Annotated in this window: 20 protein-coding genes; 11 read left to right on the forward strand and 9 right to left on the reverse strand. The window is 57.6% G+C overall.

Features of this window, described 5'->3' with window-relative positions; genetic code table 11:
* Nucleotides 1–17 precede the first annotated feature (17 nt).
* Together GRX64_RS07775 and GRX64_RS07780 are read left to right on the forward strand one after the other, a co-directional pair.
* Nucleotides 18–2,705: an HAD-IC family P-type ATPase gene (locus tag GRX64_RS07775; RefSeq protein WP_166265597.1), complete on the forward strand. Its 2,688-nt coding sequence runs from the start codon at nt 18–20 to the stop codon at nt 2,703–2,705.
* Between the two features lie 126 nt (nt 2,706–2,831).
* Nucleotides 2,832–4,334 (forward strand): nitrilase-related carbon-nitrogen hydrolase, encoded by a 1,503-nt coding sequence (locus GRX64_RS07780; RefSeq protein WP_166265600.1) that lies wholly within the window; start codon nt 2,832–2,834, stop codon nt 4,332–4,334.
* On the opposite strand, the gene GRX64_RS07785 is transcribed toward GRX64_RS07780, so the two are convergent.
* Nucleotides 4,312–4,887, reverse strand: coding sequence for a demethoxyubiquinone hydroxylase family protein (locus GRX64_RS07785; protein ID WP_166265603.1), 576 nt, complete (start codon nt 4,885–4,887; stop codon nt 4,312–4,314). The two genes, GRX64_RS07780 and GRX64_RS07785, sit on opposite strands and share 23 nt — an antisense overlap.
* Here GRX64_RS07785 and GRX64_RS07790 point away from each other — a divergent pair.
* The 3 genes from GRX64_RS07790 (at nt 4,886) to GRX64_RS07800 (ending at nt 6,795) form a co-directional block, all read left to right on the forward strand.
* Nucleotides 4,886–5,071, forward strand: a complete 186-nt coding sequence (locus GRX64_RS07790) for a hypothetical protein (RefSeq protein ID WP_166265606.1) — start codon at nt 4,886–4,888, stop codon at nt 5,069–5,071. The two genes, GRX64_RS07785 and GRX64_RS07790, sit on opposite strands and share 2 nt — an antisense overlap.
* A gap of 71 nt (nt 5,072–5,142) precedes the next feature.
* Nucleotides 5,143–5,649: a pseudoazurin gene (locus GRX64_RS07795; RefSeq protein ID WP_235937579.1), complete on the forward strand. Its 507-nt coding sequence runs from the start codon at nt 5,143–5,145 to the stop codon at nt 5,647–5,649.
* Between the two features lie 231 nt (nt 5,650–5,880).
* The gene (locus GRX64_RS07800) at nt 5,881–6,795 is read left to right on the forward strand and encodes a homocysteine S-methyltransferase family protein (protein WP_166265609.1); all 915 of its coding nucleotides are present in this window, start codon (nt 5,881–5,883) and stop codon (nt 6,793–6,795) included.
* A gap of 322 nt (nt 6,796–7,117) precedes the next feature.
* On the opposite strand, the gene GRX64_RS07805 is transcribed toward GRX64_RS07800, so the two are convergent.
* The 5 genes from GRX64_RS07805 to GRX64_RS07825 all read right to left on the reverse strand — a co-directional run bounded on the left by GRX64_RS07805 (nt 7,118) and on the right by GRX64_RS07825 (nt 13,680).
* Nucleotides 7,118–8,326: an efflux RND transporter periplasmic adaptor subunit gene (locus GRX64_RS07805; protein WP_166265612.1), complete on the reverse strand. Its 1,209-nt coding sequence runs from the start codon at nt 8,324–8,326 to the stop codon at nt 7,118–7,120.
* Nucleotides 8,327–8,351: 25 nt separating this feature from the next.
* Nucleotides 8,352–10,730 carry an ABC transporter permease gene (locus GRX64_RS07810; protein ID WP_166265615.1) on the reverse strand — a complete coding sequence of 793 codons (2,379 nt, stop codon included), beginning with the start codon at nt 10,728–10,730 and terminating at the stop codon, nt 8,352–8,354.
* Nucleotides 10,731–10,734: 4 nt separating this feature from the next.
* A complete protein-coding gene (locus GRX64_RS07815) occupies nt 10,735–11,457 on the reverse strand; it encodes an ABC transporter ATP-binding protein (protein ID WP_166265618.1) in 723 nt (240 codons plus the stop codon).
* Between the two features lie 289 nt (nt 11,458–11,746).
* A complete protein-coding gene (gene groL, locus GRX64_RS07820; RefSeq protein ID WP_166265621.1) occupies nt 11,747–13,378 on the reverse strand; it encodes a chaperonin GroEL in 1,632 nt (543 codons plus the stop codon).
* Nucleotides 13,375–13,680: a co-chaperone GroES gene (locus GRX64_RS07825; protein ID WP_166265624.1), complete on the reverse strand. Its 306-nt coding sequence runs from the start codon at nt 13,678–13,680 to the stop codon at nt 13,375–13,377. Before GRX64_RS07825 ends, groL begins: the two co-directional genes overlap by 4 nt.
* Before the next feature lie 221 nt (nt 13,681–13,901).
* Between GRX64_RS07825 and GRX64_RS07830 the strand changes: the two genes are divergently transcribed.
* The 5 genes from GRX64_RS07830 (at nt 13,902) to GRX64_RS07850 (ending at nt 18,226) form a co-directional block, all read left to right on the forward strand.
* The gene (locus GRX64_RS07830) at nt 13,902–14,498 is read left to right on the forward strand and encodes a hypothetical protein (protein ID WP_166265627.1); all 597 of its coding nucleotides are present in this window, start codon (nt 13,902–13,904) and stop codon (nt 14,496–14,498) included.
* Nucleotides 14,499–14,963: 465 nt separating this feature from the next.
* Nucleotides 14,964–16,235 carry a cyclic di-GMP phosphodiesterase gene (locus GRX64_RS07835; protein ID WP_166265630.1) on the forward strand — a complete coding sequence of 424 codons (1,272 nt, stop codon included), beginning with the start codon at nt 14,964–14,966 and terminating at the stop codon, nt 16,233–16,235.
* Nucleotides 16,236–16,246: 11 nt separating this feature from the next.
* Entirely contained in the window at nt 16,247–17,551 is a 1,305-nt protein-coding gene (locus GRX64_RS07840) for a GGDEF domain-containing phosphodiesterase (RefSeq protein WP_166265633.1), read from the forward strand.
* 57 nt (nt 17,552–17,608) lie between these two features.
* Nucleotides 17,609–17,845: a hypothetical protein gene (locus GRX64_RS07845; protein ID WP_166265636.1), complete on the forward strand. Its 237-nt coding sequence runs from the start codon at nt 17,609–17,611 to the stop codon at nt 17,843–17,845.
* 105 nt (nt 17,846–17,950) lie between these two features.
* A complete protein-coding gene (locus GRX64_RS07850; protein ID WP_166265639.1) occupies nt 17,951–18,226 on the forward strand; it encodes a hypothetical protein in 276 nt (91 codons plus the stop codon).
* Between the two features lie 109 nt (nt 18,227–18,335).
* On the opposite strand, the gene GRX64_RS07855 is transcribed toward GRX64_RS07850, so the two are convergent.
* Nucleotides 18,336–18,530, reverse strand: coding sequence for a hypothetical protein (locus GRX64_RS07855; RefSeq protein ID WP_166265642.1), 195 nt, complete (start codon nt 18,528–18,530; stop codon nt 18,336–18,338).
* Nucleotides 18,531–18,637: 107 nt separating this feature from the next.
* Between GRX64_RS07855 and GRX64_RS07860 the strand changes: the two genes are divergently transcribed.
* A complete protein-coding gene (locus GRX64_RS07860) occupies nt 18,638–19,546 on the forward strand; it encodes a LysR family transcriptional regulator (protein ID WP_166265645.1) in 909 nt (302 codons plus the stop codon).
* A gap of 106 nt (nt 19,547–19,652) precedes the next feature.
* On the opposite strand, the gene GRX64_RS07865 is transcribed toward GRX64_RS07860, so the two are convergent.
* Entirely contained in the window at nt 19,653–20,378 is a 726-nt protein-coding gene (locus GRX64_RS07865; protein ID WP_166265648.1) for a UDP-2,3-diacylglucosamine diphosphatase, read from the reverse strand.
* Nucleotides 20,375–20,884 (reverse strand): peptidylprolyl isomerase, encoded by a 510-nt coding sequence (locus GRX64_RS07870; RefSeq protein ID WP_166265651.1) that lies wholly within the window; start codon nt 20,882–20,884, stop codon nt 20,375–20,377. The genes GRX64_RS07865 and GRX64_RS07870 overlap by 4 nt, the downstream gene beginning before the upstream one ends.
* Nucleotides 20,885–20,892 lie beyond the last annotated feature (8 nt).

Genomic DNA, 20,892 nt, shown 5'->3' on the forward strand with positions numbered 1-20,892 from the left:
TCTGAGCCGGGGTTTGAATGGACCATCAACGCAACTGGCATGAGCTGCCACAGGACACGGTGCTCGCTGAACTGGAGGTTACCCCAGCGGGACTGAGCGCCGACGAGGCGTCGGCCAGACTCCGGCTGCATGGCGCCAATCGTCTACCCCAGCCACCCCGGCGAAGTCTGTGGTGGCGACTCCTTTCTCAATTCAACAGCATCCTGATCTACGTTCTGATGGCTGCGGCGGTTATTACCGGACTGTTTGAGCACTGGCTGGATATGTCCGTGATTCTGGCGGTGGTGATCGTCAACGCCATCATCGGCCTGGTGCAGGAAGGCAAGGCCGAAAGGGCGATGGATGCCATCCGGCACATGCTGGCGCTTCGGGCGGCGGTGCTGCGGGGAGGGCAGCGTCACACAGTGGCAGGCGAACAGCTGGTGCCCGGCGACATTGTGCTGCTGGAAGCCGGCGACAAAGTCCCTGCCGACTTGAGGCTCCTCAAGGCCCATGGCTTACAGGTGCAGGAAGCCATTTTGACCGGCGAATCGGTGGCGGTGGAAAAGCAGATTGAACCGGTGGCGCCGGCTGCGGAGCTGGGGGATCGGTCCTGCCTGGCCTACAGCGGCACCACGGTTACCAGTGGCCAAGGCACAGGTGTGGTGGTGGCGACAGGCCCGGAGACCGAGATAGGGCGTATCAGCGGGCTGCTTGCCCACGTTGAGACCCTGACCACCCCTTTGGTGGCGCAAATGGGTATTTTCGCCCAGTGGCTTACGTTCTTTATTCTGGCCATTGCCGGGCTGATTTTTGCGTACGGGCTGTTTGTGCAACATCACAATGTCACCGAACTGTTCATGGCGGTGGTGGGGCTGACCGTGGCGGCCATACCCGAAGGCTTGCCGGCAGTGCTGACCATCACCCTGGCGGTCGGAGTGCAAGCCATGGCCGGGCGTAATGCGATTGTCCGCCGCCTGCCGGCGATCGAAACGCTCGGGTCGGTTTCGGTGATCTGTACCGACAAGACCGGCACGCTCACCCGTAACGATATGAGTGTGGTCTCCGTGGTTGTTGGTGGGCAGTTTTACACTGTTGAGGGCACGGGCTACGAACCACAGGGCGATATAAGGCTGGAGGGCCGTGCTATCTCGGTCCGGGATCATCCGGGTTTGGCGGAGCTGGGCCGGGTTGCGGCCCTGTGTAACGATGCTGAGCTTAAACGGCACAACGATGTGTGGACCGTCGAGGGCGATCCGATGGAGGGGGCCCTGCTGGCGCTCGCCGGGAAGGCCGAGCTGGACGGACATGGCGAGCGCCGTCAGTGGACACGAACCGATGTCATTCCCTTCGATTCGAAGCACAAATTCATGGCCAGCCTGCATCATGACCATGAAAACCATGCCTTTATCGCCATCAAAGGCGCGCCTGAAAAAATCCTCACAATGTGCAGGGCGCAACGGACCGTCGAAGGCGGCACAGCCCCGCTTGATGAAGCCTACTGGCATACGCAGGCGGGCAAGATTAGCCGTCAGGGTCAGCGGGTGCTCGCCCTGGCGATGGTGCCGGTGACGCCGGAGCACACCGTGCTGGAGCAGAGCGACGTTACCGGCACCTTGATCCTGCTCGGCATTACCGGGTTGATCGATCCGCCGCGCCCGGAAGCGATTGACGCGGTGGCGGAATGCCGTGCGGCAGGCATACGGGTGAAGATGATCACCGGTGACCACGCGGCCACCGCCGCCGCAATCGCCGCGCAGATAGGCCTGGAACATCCCGCCAATCCGATGACCGGAGCGGACATCGACAAGCTTGATGACGAAACGTTGGCGATGGTGGTGATGGACACCGACGTCTTTGCCCGGACCAGCCCGGAACACAAGCTGCGATTGGTAATGGCACTGCAGGCGCACGGCCTTATGGTAGCGATGACCGGTGACGGTGTGAACGATTCGCCCGCACTCAAACGCGCGGAAGTCGGCATTGCCATGGGAAGCAAAGGCAGTGAGGCCGCCAAGGAAGCCTCGGACGTGGTTCTGACGGATGACAACTTTGCCTCGATTGTCGCCGCTGTGCGTGAGGGCCGAACCGTTTACGACAACATCAAGAAGGTCATCAGCTGGACGCTGCCCACCAGCGCCGGTGAGGCCTTAACCATTGTGGTGGCGCTCTTGCTCGGCATGTCGCTGCCCATCACGCCAATCCAGATTCTCTGGGTAAACATGATCACCACTGTCTCGCTGGGTATTGCCATGGCTTTTGAGCCGACCGAGGAAAATGCCATGCGTCGGCCGCCGCGTCCCCGAAACCAGCCATTGCTGACCGGTACGCTTTTATGGCACATCGTACTGGTGGCGGCGCTGTTCCTCTGCGGTGTGTTCGGGATCTATGCCTACGCGCTCGATCAGGGCTATTCGCAGGACCTGGCACGGTCAATGGTGATGAATACCCTGGTGGTGATGGAAATATTCCATCTGTTTTTTATCCGCAACATGTTCGGTACCGTTTTGACCTGGACGGCCATGCGCGGTACGAGGGTCGTTTGGCTGGCGGTACTGGTGGTCTCTGCCGGTCAGTTCGCTGTGACCTATTTGCCGGCTCTGCAACCCGTGTTCACGACTCAAGCGATTGCCTTGATGGATGGGGTGCTGATCGTTGGAATCGGTGTGGCCTTATTTGTAATTATCGAAATCGAAAAACAGGTCCGGATGCGGGTGTCCAGCTGATGTATGGCTTTGACGCGTGGCCGACGACACGCCGTTTACGCCGGGCGTAAGGGCCCGCTAAGGTCGGGCAGGTACGGGAAAGCTCAGATCAAACGAATGCATGGCGTAGCCCATCAAGGAGAGCGCATGACGGCGTCTCGGCAGGTTTTGAAACCCACACGCGTGCCGGTGCGGACGGGATATTTTCTGGTATGCCTGCTTGCGGGTGGCGGTCTCATCGTCATGAGTTTTATGAGATACAGCTTGGCCGAGTTTGGATGGGTGACGTTTGCGCCGCTCCTCGCCGTACTTCACGAACGCGGCTCACTCGGCCGCCATCTGGCCGTGCTGGCGACACTCGTGGTGGCATTTCTCGCAGCGGTCAGCAAGATGGCGACGGCGGAAATCCCCTGGGCACCCGTTCCTATGTTCGCCATTCCGCTCGCCCTGTCGTATTTCCTGGCGCTGAGTTTCGCCAGCATGGCGCATCGCCGCCTGGGCGCGCGATGGGGCGCTTATGCTTTCGCATCGATGACCGTCGTCCTGGGCTGGGTGCAATACACATGGACACCAGGAAGCAGTTGGGGTGTGCTCGCGCATACCCAGTTGGACAATCTTCCACTTGTTCAGCTTGCGGCCCTGACGGGCGTCGGGGGCATCACGTTTCTCGTTGCACTCGGCTCCGGGCTAACCGCAGCTGCCTGGAGTCGGGGCCTGCAAGCCATCCGCACGGATATTTGGGTTTTTGGCGTGTTGGTGGTCTCGGCGTTGTTCTACGGGCAGGTGCGGTTGGGCGCTGCTGCACCCGGGGATTCGGTTCTTGTGGGGGGCGTGGTCTCACCCGTCACCCACAACGAGTTCCGCGCCGCTCACACAGACCTTGAGACCCTGCGCCCGCTGGATGATGAGCTGTTTGCCCGCAGTGCGCGAGCTGCTGACCGCGGCGCTCAGGTTGTGGTGTGGAACGAAATGGCCACGCTGGTGTCCGTGACTGGCGAAGGCGCTCTCGCCGCACGCGGTCAGGCCTTCGCGAGGGAGAGGGAGGTGATGCTGCTCATGGCGTATGGGGTTGTTGATTCGATGGACCCGTTTCACGATACGAACAAATACCGGATTTACCTCCCCGACGGAACGATGGCCGACGAATATGTCAAGCGCCACCCGGTTCCCGGCGACCCCGACACCGTTGGCACCTCGCACGCGCGAGTTGTTAATTACGGAGGGGTGAACTACGTCGGCGCCATCTGCTACGACTTTGGCTTCCCCGAGATCGCTCGTGACAACGCCAGCGATGGAGGAAGTGTGGCACTCGTACCCTCGTCCGACTGGCGGGGCATCGACCCGGGACACGGCAGGATGGCACGTATGAACGCCGTGGCGGTGGGCTTGTCGATGGTACGGCCGGTCCGGGCCGCTACATCGATCGCGACCGATCCATATGGGCGAATTCTGGGAAGCATGCGCGCCGATCGCCAGGGCGATGGCGTGATGGTCGTTGCGGTGCCGGGCCAGCGTGTTTCAACCGTTTACGCAACCACCGGTGAGATGGTCCCCATCGGCGCACTCCTCTTCTGCCTGCTGGTCGTCGTTCGAGCGCTGCGCTCAAGAAAGAACGGCGACACGACGTTTACAGGTGCCTCGCCAAGCTGACCGCGCCCTTGGAACCGGCGCCCACCAGCGTCGTCCACAGGATGAGGCGGCGCGGCGGTGTGACGGTGCGCTGTTGGGTGGCCTCGTCCCTGTGCGCAACCTCATCAAGACGACAGATTTCGAACAGGTTCAGTATCGCTCGCTCAGCTTCACGCTGGGTGCGTCGGTTGAGCGCTTGAATCTGGCCTTGGTAATGCAGGTCTACGAACGTCTCCACCGCCTCAATGGTGGCAAAGACGGCCTGTTTACCCGCAAGAGCGGGGATGAACCCTGTTAAAAATCCCGCCATCCGCCACAGTGGCAGCAGCAGGCTCGTTCGGTAACACCCTCGGAGGCTTTCGAACAAATGCAGATGCTGCTGTTCAGTCTTCAGATGTTCGGTCGCGAACGCCCGCAACGTCCCGGCGGGCCGTGTCGCCAGGATGCCACGATAAATCCACACCGCTCCGGTCTCACCGGCGTGACTGCATCGTAATTCCTGTTCAAATTGCCGACTGACGCCGGTCCTCGCGAGGCTGTCCTTGTGCTTCGGATCGATCCGCAGTGGATACATGGAAAGGCCTCTTGTGGTGATTAAGTCTCTGTTTACGAACGGCAGTGCCGGTGGGATCGCCGTTGAGGTGTGCGGGGCCGTGAATGAGCGGGGTGTGTGGGTGTGTTCTGCCAACGTCCGGGTGGCCGTCACGGGCGAAGTGCACCGCCGGGCCGGCCAGGTGGAGGCGTTCAGTGTTATTTAACATGTTGCCGGGTGGGGATCGTTACACATTCCCATAAGCACATGTGCTTAACAGGTTTAGCAATCTTGGCGATGCACGCCCCCGTAACGACTGGTGTTACACACGTAACCAACCAATCAGGTGAGGTCATAATGCAATTTACGGTTAGACAAGTCATTGCAGCGGCTACGTTGACAGCCCTCTCAAGCGCAGCCCTGGCAGCCGAGCACATTGTCGAAATGAAAAATGCCGGAGCCGACGGAGCGATGGTGTTTGAACCGGGTTATTTGAAAGCTGAGCCCGGCGATACCGTGAAGTTTGTACTCGTCGGTCAGGCACATAACTCCGCCTCCGTGGCGGTGCCGGAGGGTGCAGTGAGCTGGCAGGGTGCCATCAATCAGGGCATTACCGTCACGCTTGATAAAGAAGGTGTGTATGTTTACAAATGCACGCCCCATTCGGTTCTCAATATGGCGGGAATCATCCAGGTTGGCGAGCCCGTTAATTATGACAGCGCCAAAACGGCCGTCAGTGGATTGACTGCGGCCGCCGCCGCCAACAAAAATCGTTTGACCGGCTACTTCGGCCAAGTCCAGTAACCCAACGCCTGGAGTGAGGCGTTGTCGACCCCCAGTGCCAGCGCGGTCCTGGGGGTATTTTGTTATGGGGCGTTTTGTGTTGTGGGGTGCTTTGTTGTGGAGTATGCCATGGTAGGGTAGGTCATAGAGGGTGTTTGGGTGCTCCTCAGTCGGGTGATTTTTAGCAGAATAGGCTATCGCCAAGTGGCCAACGTTCAACTTCAGCCAAGTCTTTAAGGAATCAAAAGCGCTATGCGATCCGTGGTACTGCTTGATGGTGGTCTCGGTCAGGAAATTTATCGGCGTGCGCGCACCGTGCATTCCCCGCTTTGGTCTGTTGCAGTGATGCAGGAGCAACCGGAAGTTGTGACCGCGGTGCATGCCGAATTTATTCAGGCGGGGGCCAAAACCTTGTCGCTGAACACCTACGCGGCAACACCAACGCGTCTGCGGCGGCAGGGGTTGTCGGGTCAGATCGAGGCAATCCATCGACAAGCGTTTCGGGTGCTCAGGCAGGCGGTCGACGCGGTAGGTGTTGAGGTGGATATCGCCGGTTGCCTGCCACCTCTGACGGGCAGTTATCAGGGGCAGCCTGGACGTGACTTTGAGGATGTCAGGGCGGAGTATGCAACGTTGGTCCGGCTGCAGGCCGCCGCCGATGTGTTTCTGGTGGAAACCATGACCAATTGTCTGGAAGCCCGTGCAGCGTGTGATGCCGTCGATGATCTGGGCAAACCTTATGGCGTCGCATTTCGCCTGGAAGCGAACGGCAAACTCAAGTCTGGTGAAACCCTGGCTGAAGCCGTTGCGGCGGTCACGCCTTATGGTCCAACCGCGATCATGCTGAATTGCTTCGAGCCTGAGCAGATGTCTGCTTCCATGCCTGAATTGGTGGGTCTCTACCCATGTGTTGGTGGTTATGCGAACGCATTCAAGTCGGTGCAGACGTTGGCCAATGGAGGCTCAGTCGATGCCCTGGAAGCGCGGGAGGACGTGTCCCCGGAGATCTATGTGGCGCACTTGCAACGCTGGCTCGCCGCGGGTGCCCGCGTGGTGGGGGGGTGCTGTGAGATCACGCCGGGCCATATTCAGCAGGTGGCGAATGCGTTGGCCGGGGAGTTTGCCTTTATTCGCTTTTCCCAGTTGGGTCAGACCCAACCGGACTAGAGGGGGCAAGGCGCCCAGCGTCCAGAGTAGGTTGTAATCGGCAAACCGTCACATCGAACAACTGTGCGCCACGCGCATGGCATGCTCATTGAGTTGCTCACCATGTCAACAGACGAATACTCGTTCTGCCGCTTTTTCTGAACGAAGGACGCATGTGAGTTCGACAATTAAGGCCTTGCCGGGGCTGACCCACAATGCGCTGGCGGCTCTATTTGGCGTCATAAGATCTCCCTGGTGGTGCTGAATTGAAGCGACAGGGAGACAGGGTGGTGAGCAGGTCAGTGCCGTGCCGGGCTTAACCATGGGCGGAGGTTGCCAGTCATTACCTGACTTGAATGCGGTCACCGTCGTTCATTTCCCGGCCGGGGTGTCGCACTACCTGTGCGCCTTCCTCGACACCCGAATGCACCGCCGTCATCAGGCCATTGCTGCGGCCGGTCGCTACGGTTTGTATGACCGCCCTGTCGTCTATTGCCAGGAAGACCGCGGGCTGGTCGTGGTGCTGGAAGAGTGCCGATGCCGGGACCTGGAGAACGTCCGGCGATTGCCACAGAATGAATTCGGCATCCACACTATAGCCGTCACCCAACATCTGCCACTGCTCACGCGGGCTGACCATATCGGCAATCACCTTGACCCGCTGCTCTTCTACGCCCAAGGCTGATACATCCTCGAACCCCACCGGTTCCACCCGCCGTACGACAGCTTCCAGCGCAGTACCACCCCAGCCGTTGAGGCGGGTCTTCATGCCGGGTTCCAGTTTGACGGCATCAAAGCTCAGTACATCCACCACCACCTCCAGTGCGCCGGGGTCGCCGAGTTCCAGAATGGCCTCGCCCGCCTGGATTACCCCCTCGCTCTTGCGCAGGATGTTGAGCACGGCGCCGTTCACCGGCGATCGCACCGCCACACGCTCGGCCGGTTGTTCGCCCTCGGACCGGGCGGCTGAAACCTCAAGGCGGGTTCTGGCCGCCGCCAGTTCGTGAGCGGCCACTTCTTCGTCAAAGAGGGCGGAGCGCAGGATGGCCTCTGCACGGGTTGCAGTAGCGTGCGCCTGCTGGACACGCTCGCGGGACACAAATTTGGAACGTTCAAGCACCAGCATCCGCTGATACTCATTTTGGGCAAATTCGGCATCGGCCCTGGCGGCACTGACTTTCTGGCGAACCGAGTTCAGTGCCGATTGCGCGGCCTCCACCTTAGCCTCCGCCTCGGCTCGGGTGCGGGCATCCAGCATGCTTGCGGGCATCGGGTTCACGTTGGTCAACAGCTCACCCGGGATCACCAGGTCGCCTACGTTGAGGTCCACCCGGTGGAGGTAACCGGTAACCGGGGACGACACCACGTATCGGTCTTTCACCCGGGTGGTGCCTTCTTCCTGAATGGTCACCTGCATGGGGCCGCGTGATACGGGTGCAAGATCCACCCACACCGGTTCCGGGCGCAGGACATAGACCATGACGGTGATTGCCAGCAAACCGAAGACCGACCAGAACAACCATTTAGCCATCGAATGTTCGCTCCCAGCCATGACCCCATCTCCTTTGTTGCCAGATTCATTCCCGGGTTTTGAGCACCGCGACCAGATCCAGGTTACGCAGCCGCCACCAAGTGATGAAGCCGGAAACCAGTGCGGAAATGATCACCACATTGGCAGCCAAAGCCAGTGTTTTGTCGGTCATGATCAATGGCACACGATAAAGCTCGGTTTGCATAGCCGTCACGATCAAACTGGCGATCGCCTGGCCAAAAAACCAGCCAAGGGGGACGCCAAGTACCAGCAGGATAGCCAGTTCACCGAGTATGATGTGTGAGACTTCGTTGTGGCTGTAGCCCAGCACCCTAAGGCTGGCCAGGTCACGCCCGCGCTCGGCCAGCGAAATACGGACAGTGTTGTAGATCACGCCAAAGGCAATGATGCCGCCCAGCAGGCTGATGATGAAGGTGTAGGTCAGGAAGGTTTTGGCCAGGGTGTCGTAAAAACTGTCCAGCATCGCCTGGCGGATATTGATGGCCATTACCCGGGGGGCATCTCGCAGGTCCTGGTAAACGGTATCCGCTTGACCGGGCGTCAGGTTCATCAGCACCTGATTGACAACCGGTCCTTCCCTCATCACGCGGTTCATTGCGGCCAGGTCCATGTAGGCACTCACGCCGAGAAACTCACTGGTTACACCGGCCACGGGTAATGACAGCCTGGGACGGGGACCCTCAAGCACCCGAACCTGAAGGTGATCACCTGGACTGACCGCAAGTCTGGCTGCCAGGAAGTCGGTCAGTAACAGCCCCGCGGGTGGTATGGGTACGTCGTTGAGATGCTCATCCACCACGAATTGGAGTTTTGCATCGCTGGGGATGCCGGTCAGTGCCGTGCGCCATTTCCGATGGCCATTCACCAGTTCCGCCACCACCACCCGTCGGCCTTCGGTATAGCGAACGCCCGGCTGACGTGCCATGCCGAACAGCGCGGCCTGGCTGACCGGATCGGTCAAGGTGATTGCCAGGTCCTGTTTCTGTACTCGGGCAAACTGGGTATGGACCATCAGGGAGACGGAACTCAACTGAAAATTCCCCACCATTACCACCGCCGTCGCCATGGCCACGCCGGTTACGGAAAGCACGGTGCGGCCGAGGCGCCGGGCCAGTTGCCGGACAATCATGCGGGACGGCTGGGTGAAGCGAATCCATGAGAGCAGGCGTTCCGTGACGGTGACCCGGTACCTGGCCGGGCCTTCCGGTCGCATGGCCTCCGCCGGAGGCAGGGCGGCCGCCTGCCGAATGGCGCGCCAGCCACCCAGCCAGGCCACCATCAGAGTCAGCACGGCCAGCAACAATAACCACCAGGGGCTGACCCGGAACAGCAGACCGGGAAAACGGTAATAATCCATGTAGAGCTCGCCCAACGCGCGACCGAGCCAAAGGCCTGCAGCGGTTCCGATCAGCAGGCCAGTGATGGCAATGACGAGCACCAATTGACTGTAGTGCCAACCAATTTGCCGGTTGCTGTATCCAAAGGCCTTTAACACCGCAACGATGTCTCGCTGGGTGCTGATCAGCCTGCCGACCACCACGTTGAGCAGGAACATGGCGACACCCATGAAAATGGTCGGGAAGATGGTTGCCATGGTCTTCAGTTGGTTGAGCTCGTCGTTCAGGAAGCGGTGGGAAAACTGGTCCGCCCGGGCGTAGGCGCCGGTGCCGCCATAGGGGGCAAGCAGGCGGTCGAGTTGGTCAATCACAGCGGGGATGGGGACCGACGAGTCTACCTGCAGCACCAGGCTATTGAACGCACCGACCATGTCCATGGCCGGTGCCAGGGCATCCTGGGCCATCCAGAGCACGCCATAGCGCTTGAAATCCGGCAGCATGCCACCGGGTGGAATGACGTAAATGAACTCTGGAGACTCAACAATACCGACCACAGTCAGAGATTGCCGCCGGCCATTGATGATGGCGTCCAGCCGGTCTCCCAGCATCAGGTCATGAGCGTCGGCGAAGCTGCCAATGACCGCTGCCTCGTCGCTGCGGGAGGCTGCCGGTAAACGGCCATAGCGCAGGTAGAGTCGGTTGAGCGCTGGTTGTCCGGTAGCGGGCAGTGACACCAGGCGCGCGGAGACGGGATCGCTGAAACCGGGCACTTCCAGCGTGGCAGCGCCTTCCACGCGGCCACTTTGGCGTGTCACGCCGGGAATCGCTGCGACCTGCTGCAACGCGTGCCGGGGTGCTCGCTTGATGGTGACGAACACCTCTGCAAATTGGTAGTCCTGGTAGTACTGATTGCGGGTGGCGGTGAGTGAGGAATAATTCACCAGCGACAGCAAAAAGACTGCCACGCCGCCGGCAATCACCAGGGCGATGGCCAGCATCTGCCCGCGCATCTGCCAGAGTTCCCGACGCAGTTTGGTCTGAAGGGCACTGGCGCGAAAGAATGGCATGGTGTCACCAACTCAGTGTGCGCGGGTCTTGCCGTGTTGGGTTGTGGTACTCCTTGCTGATCTTGCCATCGGACAGGGTGATGACCCGGTCCGCCATTTGAGCAATCGAGGCGTTGTGGGTGATGATAACGGTGGTCGTCCCGGTTTCCCGGTTGGCCTTGTCCAGCGCCGCCAGAACCAGCACGCCGGTGGCAGAATCGAGGGCGCCGGTAGGTTCGTCGCACAGCAATACTTTCGGACGTTTGGCGATGGCTCGGGCGATCGCAACCCGTTGTTGCTCGCCCCCGGAGAGCTGAGCGGGAAAGTGATCCATCCGGTTGGCCAGGCCCACCAGCGCCAGGGCGGCTTCGGGGTCCATGGGGCTGCGGGCGATCTCGGTCACCGCCATGACATTTTCCCGTGCCGTAAGGCTTGGTATCAGGTTGTAGAACTGGAACACGAAGCCCACATAATCCCGGCGATAGCGGGTCAGTTCCCGGTCATTGGCACGGGTCAGGTCAATATCCTGGTAGTTCACCTCTCCGCTGGTTGGTACATCCAGGCCTCCGAGAATGTTTAGCAGGGTGGATTTGCCAGAGCCAGACGCGCCGAGCATCACCACCAGTTCGCCGGTAAACAGCTCCAGGCCGATCCCCCGTAAAGCCTGCACTTCCACCTCGCCCTGTCGATAGGTCTTGGTCAGATCCCGGGTTTGAAACACCGGCAGTGCTGGCGAGAGTCCATTCATGAATCATCTCCGTACTGAATCGTCCGGCGTCGGCCGGTGATGGCGCAAGCGGCCCCCCTGAACGTTTTCATCGTATAACATGTGGTAATAAGCGGGTTGATGCATATCAACAATCCTGCCTTCCCTGAATAATTTCAGGTGTTCTCTGTGTTCTCTGTGTTCTCTGTGTGCACAACGTTGCCAGGCTAGTTGTGTTAGCGGCTTTGACGAGCAAAATCTAACCAAAAGGAAGGGGGCCTTGAAGGCCCCCTGATATTGATGCCCCTCTGAATGGCTAACCCTCGCTGCACTAGAAATCGTAATCGGGTGCGGCCGGCTCCGGTGCGTTTTTGTCTGCGGGAGCCTCACTTACCATGGCTTCGGTCGTGAGCATCATGCCCGCCACAGACGAGGCATTTTGCAGTGCCGTGCGGGCCACTTTAGCCGGGTCAAGAATCCCCATGGCAAGCATGTCGCCGTACTCTTCGGTTTGAGCGTTGTAGCCCCAACAGACGTTCTTGTTACGACGGACTTTGTCCAGTACCACGCTGTTTTCCACACCCGCATTGGCAACAATCTGGCGGAACGGTTCCTCCATGGCTCGTAAGGCAATACGGATACCGGCCTGCTGATCTTCGTTAAGGGTCTTGAGCCTGGCCTTGCGCACGGCGTCGGCTGCACGCACCAGCGCGATACCGCCGCCCGGCACTGTGCCTTCTTCTACAGCAGCACGGGTTGCGTGCAGGGCGTCTTCCACCAGATCTTTCTTCTCCTTCATTTCAATTTCAGTGGCGGCGCCCACCCTGATGACAGCGACACCACCCGACAGCTTGGCCACACGCTCTTGCAGTTTGTCGCGATCATAATCGGACTTGGACGCTTTGCTTTCTTTACGGAGCAGGTCCACTCGGGCACTGATGTCGGCTTTTTTGCCAGCGCCATCCACGATGATCGTATGCTCCTTCGTGATGACAACACGCTTGGCGGACCCGAGCTGATCCAAATCTATTTTCTCCAGTGACAGGCCCACTTCTTCGGAAATCACCTGGCCGCCGGTGAGTGTGGCGATATCCTGCAGCATGGCTTTGCGCCGGTCGCCAAATTCCGGTGCTTTCACCGCCGCCGCTTTCAGAATGCCACGCAGGTTGTTCACCACCAGCGTGGCCAGAGCTTCGCCTTCCACATCTTCCGCGATCAACAGTAAGGGCTTGCCGGCCTTGGCCACCGTTTCCAGCACCGGCAGCAGGTCGCGGATGTTGCCGATCTTTTTGTCGAACAGCAGCACATAGGGGTTGTCCAGTTCCGCCTGCATCTTGTCTTGGCTGGTGATGAAGTAAGGTGACAGGTAACCGCGGTCAAATTGCATGCCCTCGACCACCTCGAGCTCGTTCTGCAGAGATTTGCCCTCTTCAACCGTGATCACCCCACCGCGGCCTACTTTTTCCATGGCCTGGGCCAAAATATCACCAATGTCGGTATCCCAGTTGGCGGAAACGGTGGCAACCTGGCCGATGGACTTGTTGTCGGCGCAGGGCTTGGCGAGTTTCTTCAGTTCGTCCACCGCAGCGCTGGTAGCGAAGTCTATACCGCGCTTCAGATCCATGGGGTTCATGCCCGCGGCGACGGCTTTGTGACCCTCCCGCACGATGGCCTGCGCCAATACAGTGGCAGTAGTGGTGCCATCGCCGGCGAGTTCGGCGGTTTTTGAAGCGACCTCTTTGACCATCTGGGCGCCCATGTTCTCAAATTTGTCTTTAAGCTGGATTTCCTTGGCTACCGTCACACCGTCTTTGGTGACCCGGGGCGCGCCAAAACCCTTGTCCAGAATCACATTACGGCCCTTGGGTCCCATGGTTACCTTGACGGCGTCTGCCAGTACATTCACGCCCGCTAACATGCTTTCACGGGCATTCCGTGAAAACGTGATCATCTTGCTGCTCATGCTGCTTTCTCCTGCGTCTGTGCGTCTTCGATGACGGCATGAATCTTGGATTCACGAACAATCGGATAGGTTTCGCCGTTCAGTTTGGTGTCGATGCCGGCGGTTGAGGCAAACAGCACGCGATTGCCCACTGTCAGCGGACGCGTCTCACCACCGTCCAGCAATGCCCCGACACCGGTGGCCAGCACTTTGCTCCGGTTGGGGGTTCCGACGGCCGAGTCGAGAATGACGATGCCGCGGTGGGTGGTTTCTGCGTCCAGTCGGCGAATTACACCCCGGTCGTAGAGCGGTGTGATGCGCATTGCTGGGTCCTCCTGAAGGAACTCCAAACTGTGAAAAACACGGCAGAAACCGGCTGTTAAGCCGGCCTTTGGTGACAAAATAGGTACAGTCCCGGTGCTTTCAAGAGCATGGAAAGCTCATTTTAATGACTATTTTTTTATAACCGGGGCGGGAGTTATGCCTTGAATTGTTCCTTGCCTGTTTTATAGTCAATAAAGGTCAACCTGTGGGAGGTGTCGACATGCTCGAACACGCAGTTCAAACCTTTGAGCGCACATTGGGTGATTATTTTCGAGAACGTCTTGTGGACTGTGCCGACGGTCTGGAGCCGCGCCCCGAAGAAGACACCCTGTGGTATGTCGGGTCGGTATTGGCTCGTCTGGGGGACAGCCGCCAGTTATTCAGTTACGACGACGGGCGCCTTAACCTGCGCCCCTTGGCCCTGTTATACAAAGATGCCCATGAAGCCGAGGCTGAATACGAACGTTGCCTGATCTTGCGGCAATTGGGGGATCAGGCATTGTTTGTGGGAGCGCTGTTTCCGGAAGGCTATGCCCGGAAGGGCTTCCGTCAGGATTATTTCGTCGGTATGGGCGGTGGAGCCTATGACTATCTGGCGGATAACGCCGTCAGTCACCGCCACGTGTTTGCCGAACTGGCAACACGTTTCGCTGCGTTTCTGGAACTGGTGGCCCAGGCCTGCCGGCGCAGAGTGAGCGACAACATTGAGGATGTGTTGGCGCTTTACTGGCAGTGGCGCGCTACCGGCGATCAACGGCTGGCCGACCAGTTGCGGGCGTTGGAGATCAGTCTGGGAAACGATCTGCAAGCGCATTGAAGTGCTTCAGGCAGAGCGGCCAGTTGACAACAAGCAAGGCTTCGTAAATCGCGCCACGTTCACTTCGGCCAGTACGTGATTGCGCAAGCTTTTGTAGCGCAGCAGGTTATTGGAAGGCACTGACGCCTGCGATCAGATATCCCTCGGAGTAGTGATATTCGAAGATTTTTACTGCTCATAGAGGGCAGGCGGGGCAACGTAATATTCGCAGAGCGGCTCATTCATTAGTTATGTAGTTATGTGGTTATGTAGTTATGCAGTTGTTTAGTTCTGTATTTGTCGTTATTGCGGTCAACCTCTTGGTAAATTAACTGTGCTGGTAAGCATTGGCCAAAGAGGGGTCGTCAATTTCAATGTCAGGGCTTAATTTGGCCAGTCGCCTTGCTTGGTTGTGGATGACAAACCATACTCGAGACGGAACGTGCCGTTCTTCCATGTAAAAAAATAATTATCGGAGCGTTTCAAATGTTCAAGGCAGAACAAACGAAAGCCGTCAAACTGCCTGTCGATAATCTTGACTTTGGTATGTACGTGAGCAAGCTGGATCGCCCCTGGCTGCAATCGCCATTTCTCATTCAGGGATTTTACATAAGAGACGAGAGCGAGCTCCGTAAACTTCAGGAAATATGCGACTACGTATGGGTTGATACCTCAACGATCCCTGCCGGTTTTATCCAAACCATACCGTCGCCAGTGCCTCATGCCGAGGCCAGTGACGAGGTGCAAATTGCCCGGCAGGGCGGTTCAGTGCCTGGGCGGGAAAAATCAGAGCGCTATGCCATAGAGCAGACTCTGGAGAATGAGCTTCCAAAAGCTGCCGCATCCATGGGTTACTTCAGCCAGATGGTGACGGAGACTTTTGACTCACTTGTTGATGGGAAAAACCTGGATCTGGGGAAGATCCGGAAAGCCACCCGCCCGATGATTGACAGCATGATCGCCAACCCCGATGCCATGATCTGGCTGGCTCGGATGAAGTCGAGAAACGATTATGTTTTCAAACACGCGTTATGCGTTTCTGTCTGGGTTGTTGCTCTGGGGCGACAGCTGGGCCTGCCAAAGCAAGAACTCACGGACCTCTCGATCGCTGGTTTATTGAGTGATATCGGTAAGCTTTGGGTTGACGATGCAATTTTGAATAAATCGGCATCTCTGACAAGGGAGGAGCGCGAGGCAGCCCACGAACACGTCAGTTTGGGCTTGTCAGCACTGGATAAGGCCTCAGCCGGTAGCATACCCCGCAATATCCGGGAGGCAATCCTTAGCCATCATGAAAGGCATGGAGGACAAGGCTACCCCAGTCAGCTGACCGGTAATTCCATCCCTCTTTACGCCCGGATTGTAGGCATCGCCGACTTTTACGATGCCGTTACATCCAAACGAGTCTATGCAGAGGCAATCTCCTCCGGCGAAGCCTTAAAACAGCTTTATGCATCGCGGAACATAGAATTCCAGGCAGAACTGATTGAAGAGTTTATTCAGGCGATTGGCATCTATCCTGCTGGTAGCGTCGTTGAGCTATCGGACAACAGCACCGCTATCGTTGTTGCTGCTGGCAGGGCGCACCGGTTGCGTCCACGAGTCATTATTGTGTTCGATGCCGACGGCCACCGAAACCGTAACCCGGTGATTGTTGATCTGGCCAAGCCGAGGGAGGACGGTGAGAGCAATCTGGAGATAATCAAAAGCATCCCAGCGAATAACCAACAATATGATTTTGATGATTTTTACATCTGAGGACCTGCGCCTTGCAATCAACCACCCATCAAAGCCTCCGCAACTCCATTCTCCCAAGACAATTAAAAGCGGCCGCTCAGCATCGTCGTTGCGTTGCCATTATTCTGATTAAGTTTCCTTCGTTACATGAGATAAATGCCAGGCGCAGTTATGACACGGGAGACTCAATTCTGAGGCAAGCTTGGTACAGAGTCTCAGCAATGGCGAAATACGATGACTGCTTGCACCAAACCGGCGGCGTGCAATTTTGCCTGGTGCTGCCTTTACTTGAAAATACCGTCATTCTGGAATTGGCCCTGGCAAAACTGGATGATGCGCTGTCCCTGCCTTACGAATTTGAAGGCGAAACGATTTTCATGCCTGCCAAGCTTGGCGCAAGTTCCAGTGCCGACATCGGGATACAGGCTGAGGATTTGTTGCTTGCCGCCGAGACGGCGCTCGCTTCAGTGCGTGGTTCCAGCCCCAGTTGGAAGATCCACCAAGCGCAACGGCCAAGGCCGGAATTATTCAGAGATATGCAATCAGAGCTAAGAAACGCAATAGAGAACAATGAACTGGAGTTATTTTATCAACCGCAGATTGATTTGAAGTCGGGGCGGTGCGTCGGCTTTGAGGCGCTCACTAGATGGCCGCATCTAGGTACCTATATCCCGCCCGATGTTTTTATTCCATATGCAGAGCAGTCAGATCTGATCTTTCTGATTACCAACTGGAGCATACAAAACGCGGTGCGCCAGCTACAGAATCTGGACAACATGGATCTCGGAGGTTATCCATTCTCTGTCAGTGTCAATATTTCTGGCCGCTGCTTAGGTGAAGAATGTCTCTATAATTCAATTAGTAATGCCTTATCCATCTGGAATGTTGCACCAGAAAGGCTGATCATAGAGCTTACCGAAACTGCGTTCATGGAAGATCTGGATGCCGCAGCAAAGTCATGTAATCGATTGAAGCATGAGCTCGGAGTGAAGATATCACTTGACGACTTTGGCATGGGCTATTCAGGAATGGAAATTATTCACAAGGTTTGTGCTGACGAGCTCAAAATCGATAAATCCTTTATTCAGGATCTTCACCGCAATGAACGCAGTGAAAAAATTCTGACGAGCCTGCTGGCATTGGGCGAGTCGCTTGGTATCTCCACTGTGGCGGAGGGTGTCGAGAGCTCGGAGAGTCTCCGAGCGTTGCAGGCCCTCTCCAATGGGCAGGCTCAGGGTTTTCTGTTTTCCAAGGCATTGAAAGGAAGATACCTAAAGGATTGGCTTAAAAACGATGCACGCCGACTGAGGGCCTCGATGCGAACGCAGCTGACATGACCAACGCCGGTTGCCTAAATACGCTACGAACTTTAAATCTTAAGACAAGAGCGCCCCTTGAGTCCCGAGCAACTGGATACACTGTTAGAAACCATTCCCGACGTCCGTGACGGTCTGACCCGCACGGAGCGGATTATTCTGTACGTGGTGCATGAAACCCAGCGCGAACGGAAGGGCCGCAATGTGCCGACCGCGATGCTTTATGGTCGCGTACTGGAGTACGTTAATCTCAGCGAGGCAGAACTTCACGTTTACCTGGACCGCCTCGGCGTGAGAGGTGACGGCCGTCCCTGATACGTTGATCTGCAATGAACGGTTGGCAAACGATGGGCCGTCAACCGTCAGCATGGGGCACCATTGTGGACCAGTGGCAACGTCTGCAGGCTTTCACTACGCTCCATGGATAATGGCGAAGGTGGCGTGCTGAAGCGCGGTTACAATGCAGAGGAAAAGCACGGACAGACATTCGGATGGACGGACCGTGCTGTTGGAGTCCGGGCACCCATACCGCTTCGGCTCGGCCGGTGGCAGTCGGACAATCCGTTCGTACCAACTGGACGTGCCTACCGCATGACGACCGGTGATGCTGAGCCGGCTTTGTTTGCTTGCGCCGGGGTGGGTGATGAGGTGAAGCTGGCGGATCAGAAAATGAATTTCGTGCGCGCGAAATCATAACCAACGGTTTATACACAAAAGAAATTTGGACAAAAAAAGAGGGGCCTGCGGTGGGCCCCTCTTTTTATTCTGTCAAACCTGTCAGGCGCTGTACCTGAAAAGTAGTCGCTTAGCTTGCTGGCATCGTGGGGTTTTTCAGAACCACACGTGCACGAATCTGGCGATACACCGAGCGCAGGTTTTTCTTGGCGATACCGGCGATCTGGCGTGCTGCCACCCGTGTGTACTGTGCCCGAACGTCTGCGCTGTTGTGCAGAACGCTGGAGGGGACGGATGATGTAATAAGATGTTGCTGCTGTGTCATGGATGGCTCCTCCATTCATTGGGTGACTTGTGGCGAGGAGTATAAAGCTATATTTTTGCAGTATGAATACGTTAAAACTCATATAACCTTGCAAAAGTGCAGTGACAATGGATTGGGATTATCTTCGGTACGTACACGCGCTCGCGACGGCGGGCAACCTCAGCCGCGCCGGCGAGATTTTAGGCGTCCACCAGACCACGGTGCTGCGTCGGCTGGACCAGATGGAGGAGCAACTCGGGGTGCAGCTTTTTGAGCGCACTCGCGACGGCGTCATGTTGACGCCAGCCGGGGAGACCGCTTTTTCGGAAGCAGAGCGATTCAGCAGTGATATGGCAGCGCTGGAACAGAAGCTGAAAGGGCAGGAAACGCTCCCGTTTGGAAAAGTGCGCCTGGCTACCACCGACACGCTGCTCACAGGTTTGGTCAATCCGATCCTGAGTGAGCTTGTGACCGCTTACCCGGGTATTCAGTTGGACATCAGTACTGGCAGCGATGTGCTCAGCCTCAGCCGGCGCGATACTGATATTGCCCTGTGCCCCACCAACCATCCCCAGGAAAATATGACCGGCCAGCGCATTGCGAACATCGAGTCCGCCATATACTGTGCCGTGCCATACATTGACTGCAATCCGGATTTCGACCCGGACCACCCCGAGGCGCAGGCCTGGGTAGTGCCGGACGACAGTTTCAATCATCTTGCGACGGGCCGTTGGTACGAGAAGCACCTGAAGGCATCGCAGCCAGTCATCCGGTGCAACAGTTTGCACACCATGTACACCTTGATTCGGGCCGGCAGCGGTGTCGGTGTCTTACCTTGCTACATGGGAGACAGCTGTGCCGAATTGCAACGGTTATCGGCGCCCTTGGAGGCTGAGGGCATTGAGCTTTGGTTGCTGACTCATCAGAACCTCCGGCAAAGGGCCCGGACGCGGTTGGCTATGGAGTTCATCGCGGGCAAGCTGCAGGCGCTGCAACCCCTGATTGAGGGCAAGCGCGAGGCCAAATCATCGACGTAGTGGCCACCGGTGCTGCACAGTTACACGGTTTTCACCAACTCGCCACTTGGCAGAGCGTTGGCGAAATCGGGATAGCCTCGGCTTGAGGTACCGGCCTGCGACAACGTTAGAGTGGGGTTTTCTTGAGCTCGGGTGGTTGGCCAGCGCTGGCCTCCACCCACCAGACGTTCTCACCCCAGTCGCCCAGCACGACTCGGTGTGCCGGTTGGCCATTGGCTGTGAGATCATGAATCGCAGGCCGGTGAGTATGGCCGTGAATCAATCGTTGCACGCCGTGTTCTTCCATCACCTTGACCACTTCTGCGGGCGTGACGTCCATGATGGTCTCTTCTTTGCCCTTGTTCTTGGCCATGCTGATCTCACGCAACTGGCGCGCAACCAGTTGGCGGTCTGCCAGCGGACGTTTCAGGAACATGCTCTGCCATTGTTCGTTGCGCATGCTGGTGCGAAACTTCTGGTACTCCACGTCAGCGGTGCACAGGCTGTCGCCATGCATGAGCAGGGTGGGGCTGCCATACAGGTCAATGACCGTGGGGTCTTCCAGCAAGGTGGCCCCAAAGCGGGCGCAGTAATCCGGACCGATCAGAAAATCACGGTTGCCGTGCATCAGTGAAATGGCCGTGCCCGAGTCATTGAGTGCTTTGAGCGCGGCGGCCACCTGTTCCTGCAGAGGGGTATGCTCGTCGTCACCGATCCAGGCTTCAAAAAAGTCCCCCAGAATGTAAAGGTGCTCGGCGCCTTGCGCTTTGCCACTGAGAAAATCCATGAAAGCCCGGGTGATGTCGGGGCGTGATTCCTCCAGGTGCAGGTCGGAAATGAACAGCGTGGTCAAACGGCCCCCCCGTCCTCAATCACTTCGGCTTTTTCGATGACAACGTCTTCTGCGGGGACATCCTGGTGGCCCTGGATCATGCCGGTTTTGACGAAGCGGATGGTGTTCACGACCTCAAGACCGTCAACTACTTTGCCAAACACAGTGTAACCCCAGCCTTCGGAGGTTTCAGCGGTGTGATCAAGAAAGCCGTTGTTCTCAACGTTGATAAAGAACTGGGCGGTGGCGGAATGCGGGTCCATGGTGCGGGCCATGGCAACAGTGCCGGCCATGTTGCTCAAGCCGTTGTTGGCCTCGTTCTTGATCGGCGCGCCGGTTTTGCGTGGCACCATGCCAGGCTCAAAACCGCCACCCTGAACCATGAAGTTACTGATCACGCGGTGGAAAATAAGACCATCGTAAAAACCGTCACGAACGTATTGCTCAAAGTTCTTGGCGCTTTCCGGGGCCTTGTCGTAATCCAATTCAATGGTGATGTCGCCATGGGTGGTTTTCAACCGAATCATTCTGGTGT

This window comes from Marinobacter caseinilyticus, from assembly GCF_011074955.1.
Taxonomy (GTDB): Bacteria; Pseudomonadota; Gammaproteobacteria; order Pseudomonadales; family Oleiphilaceae; genus Marinobacter; species Marinobacter caseinilyticus.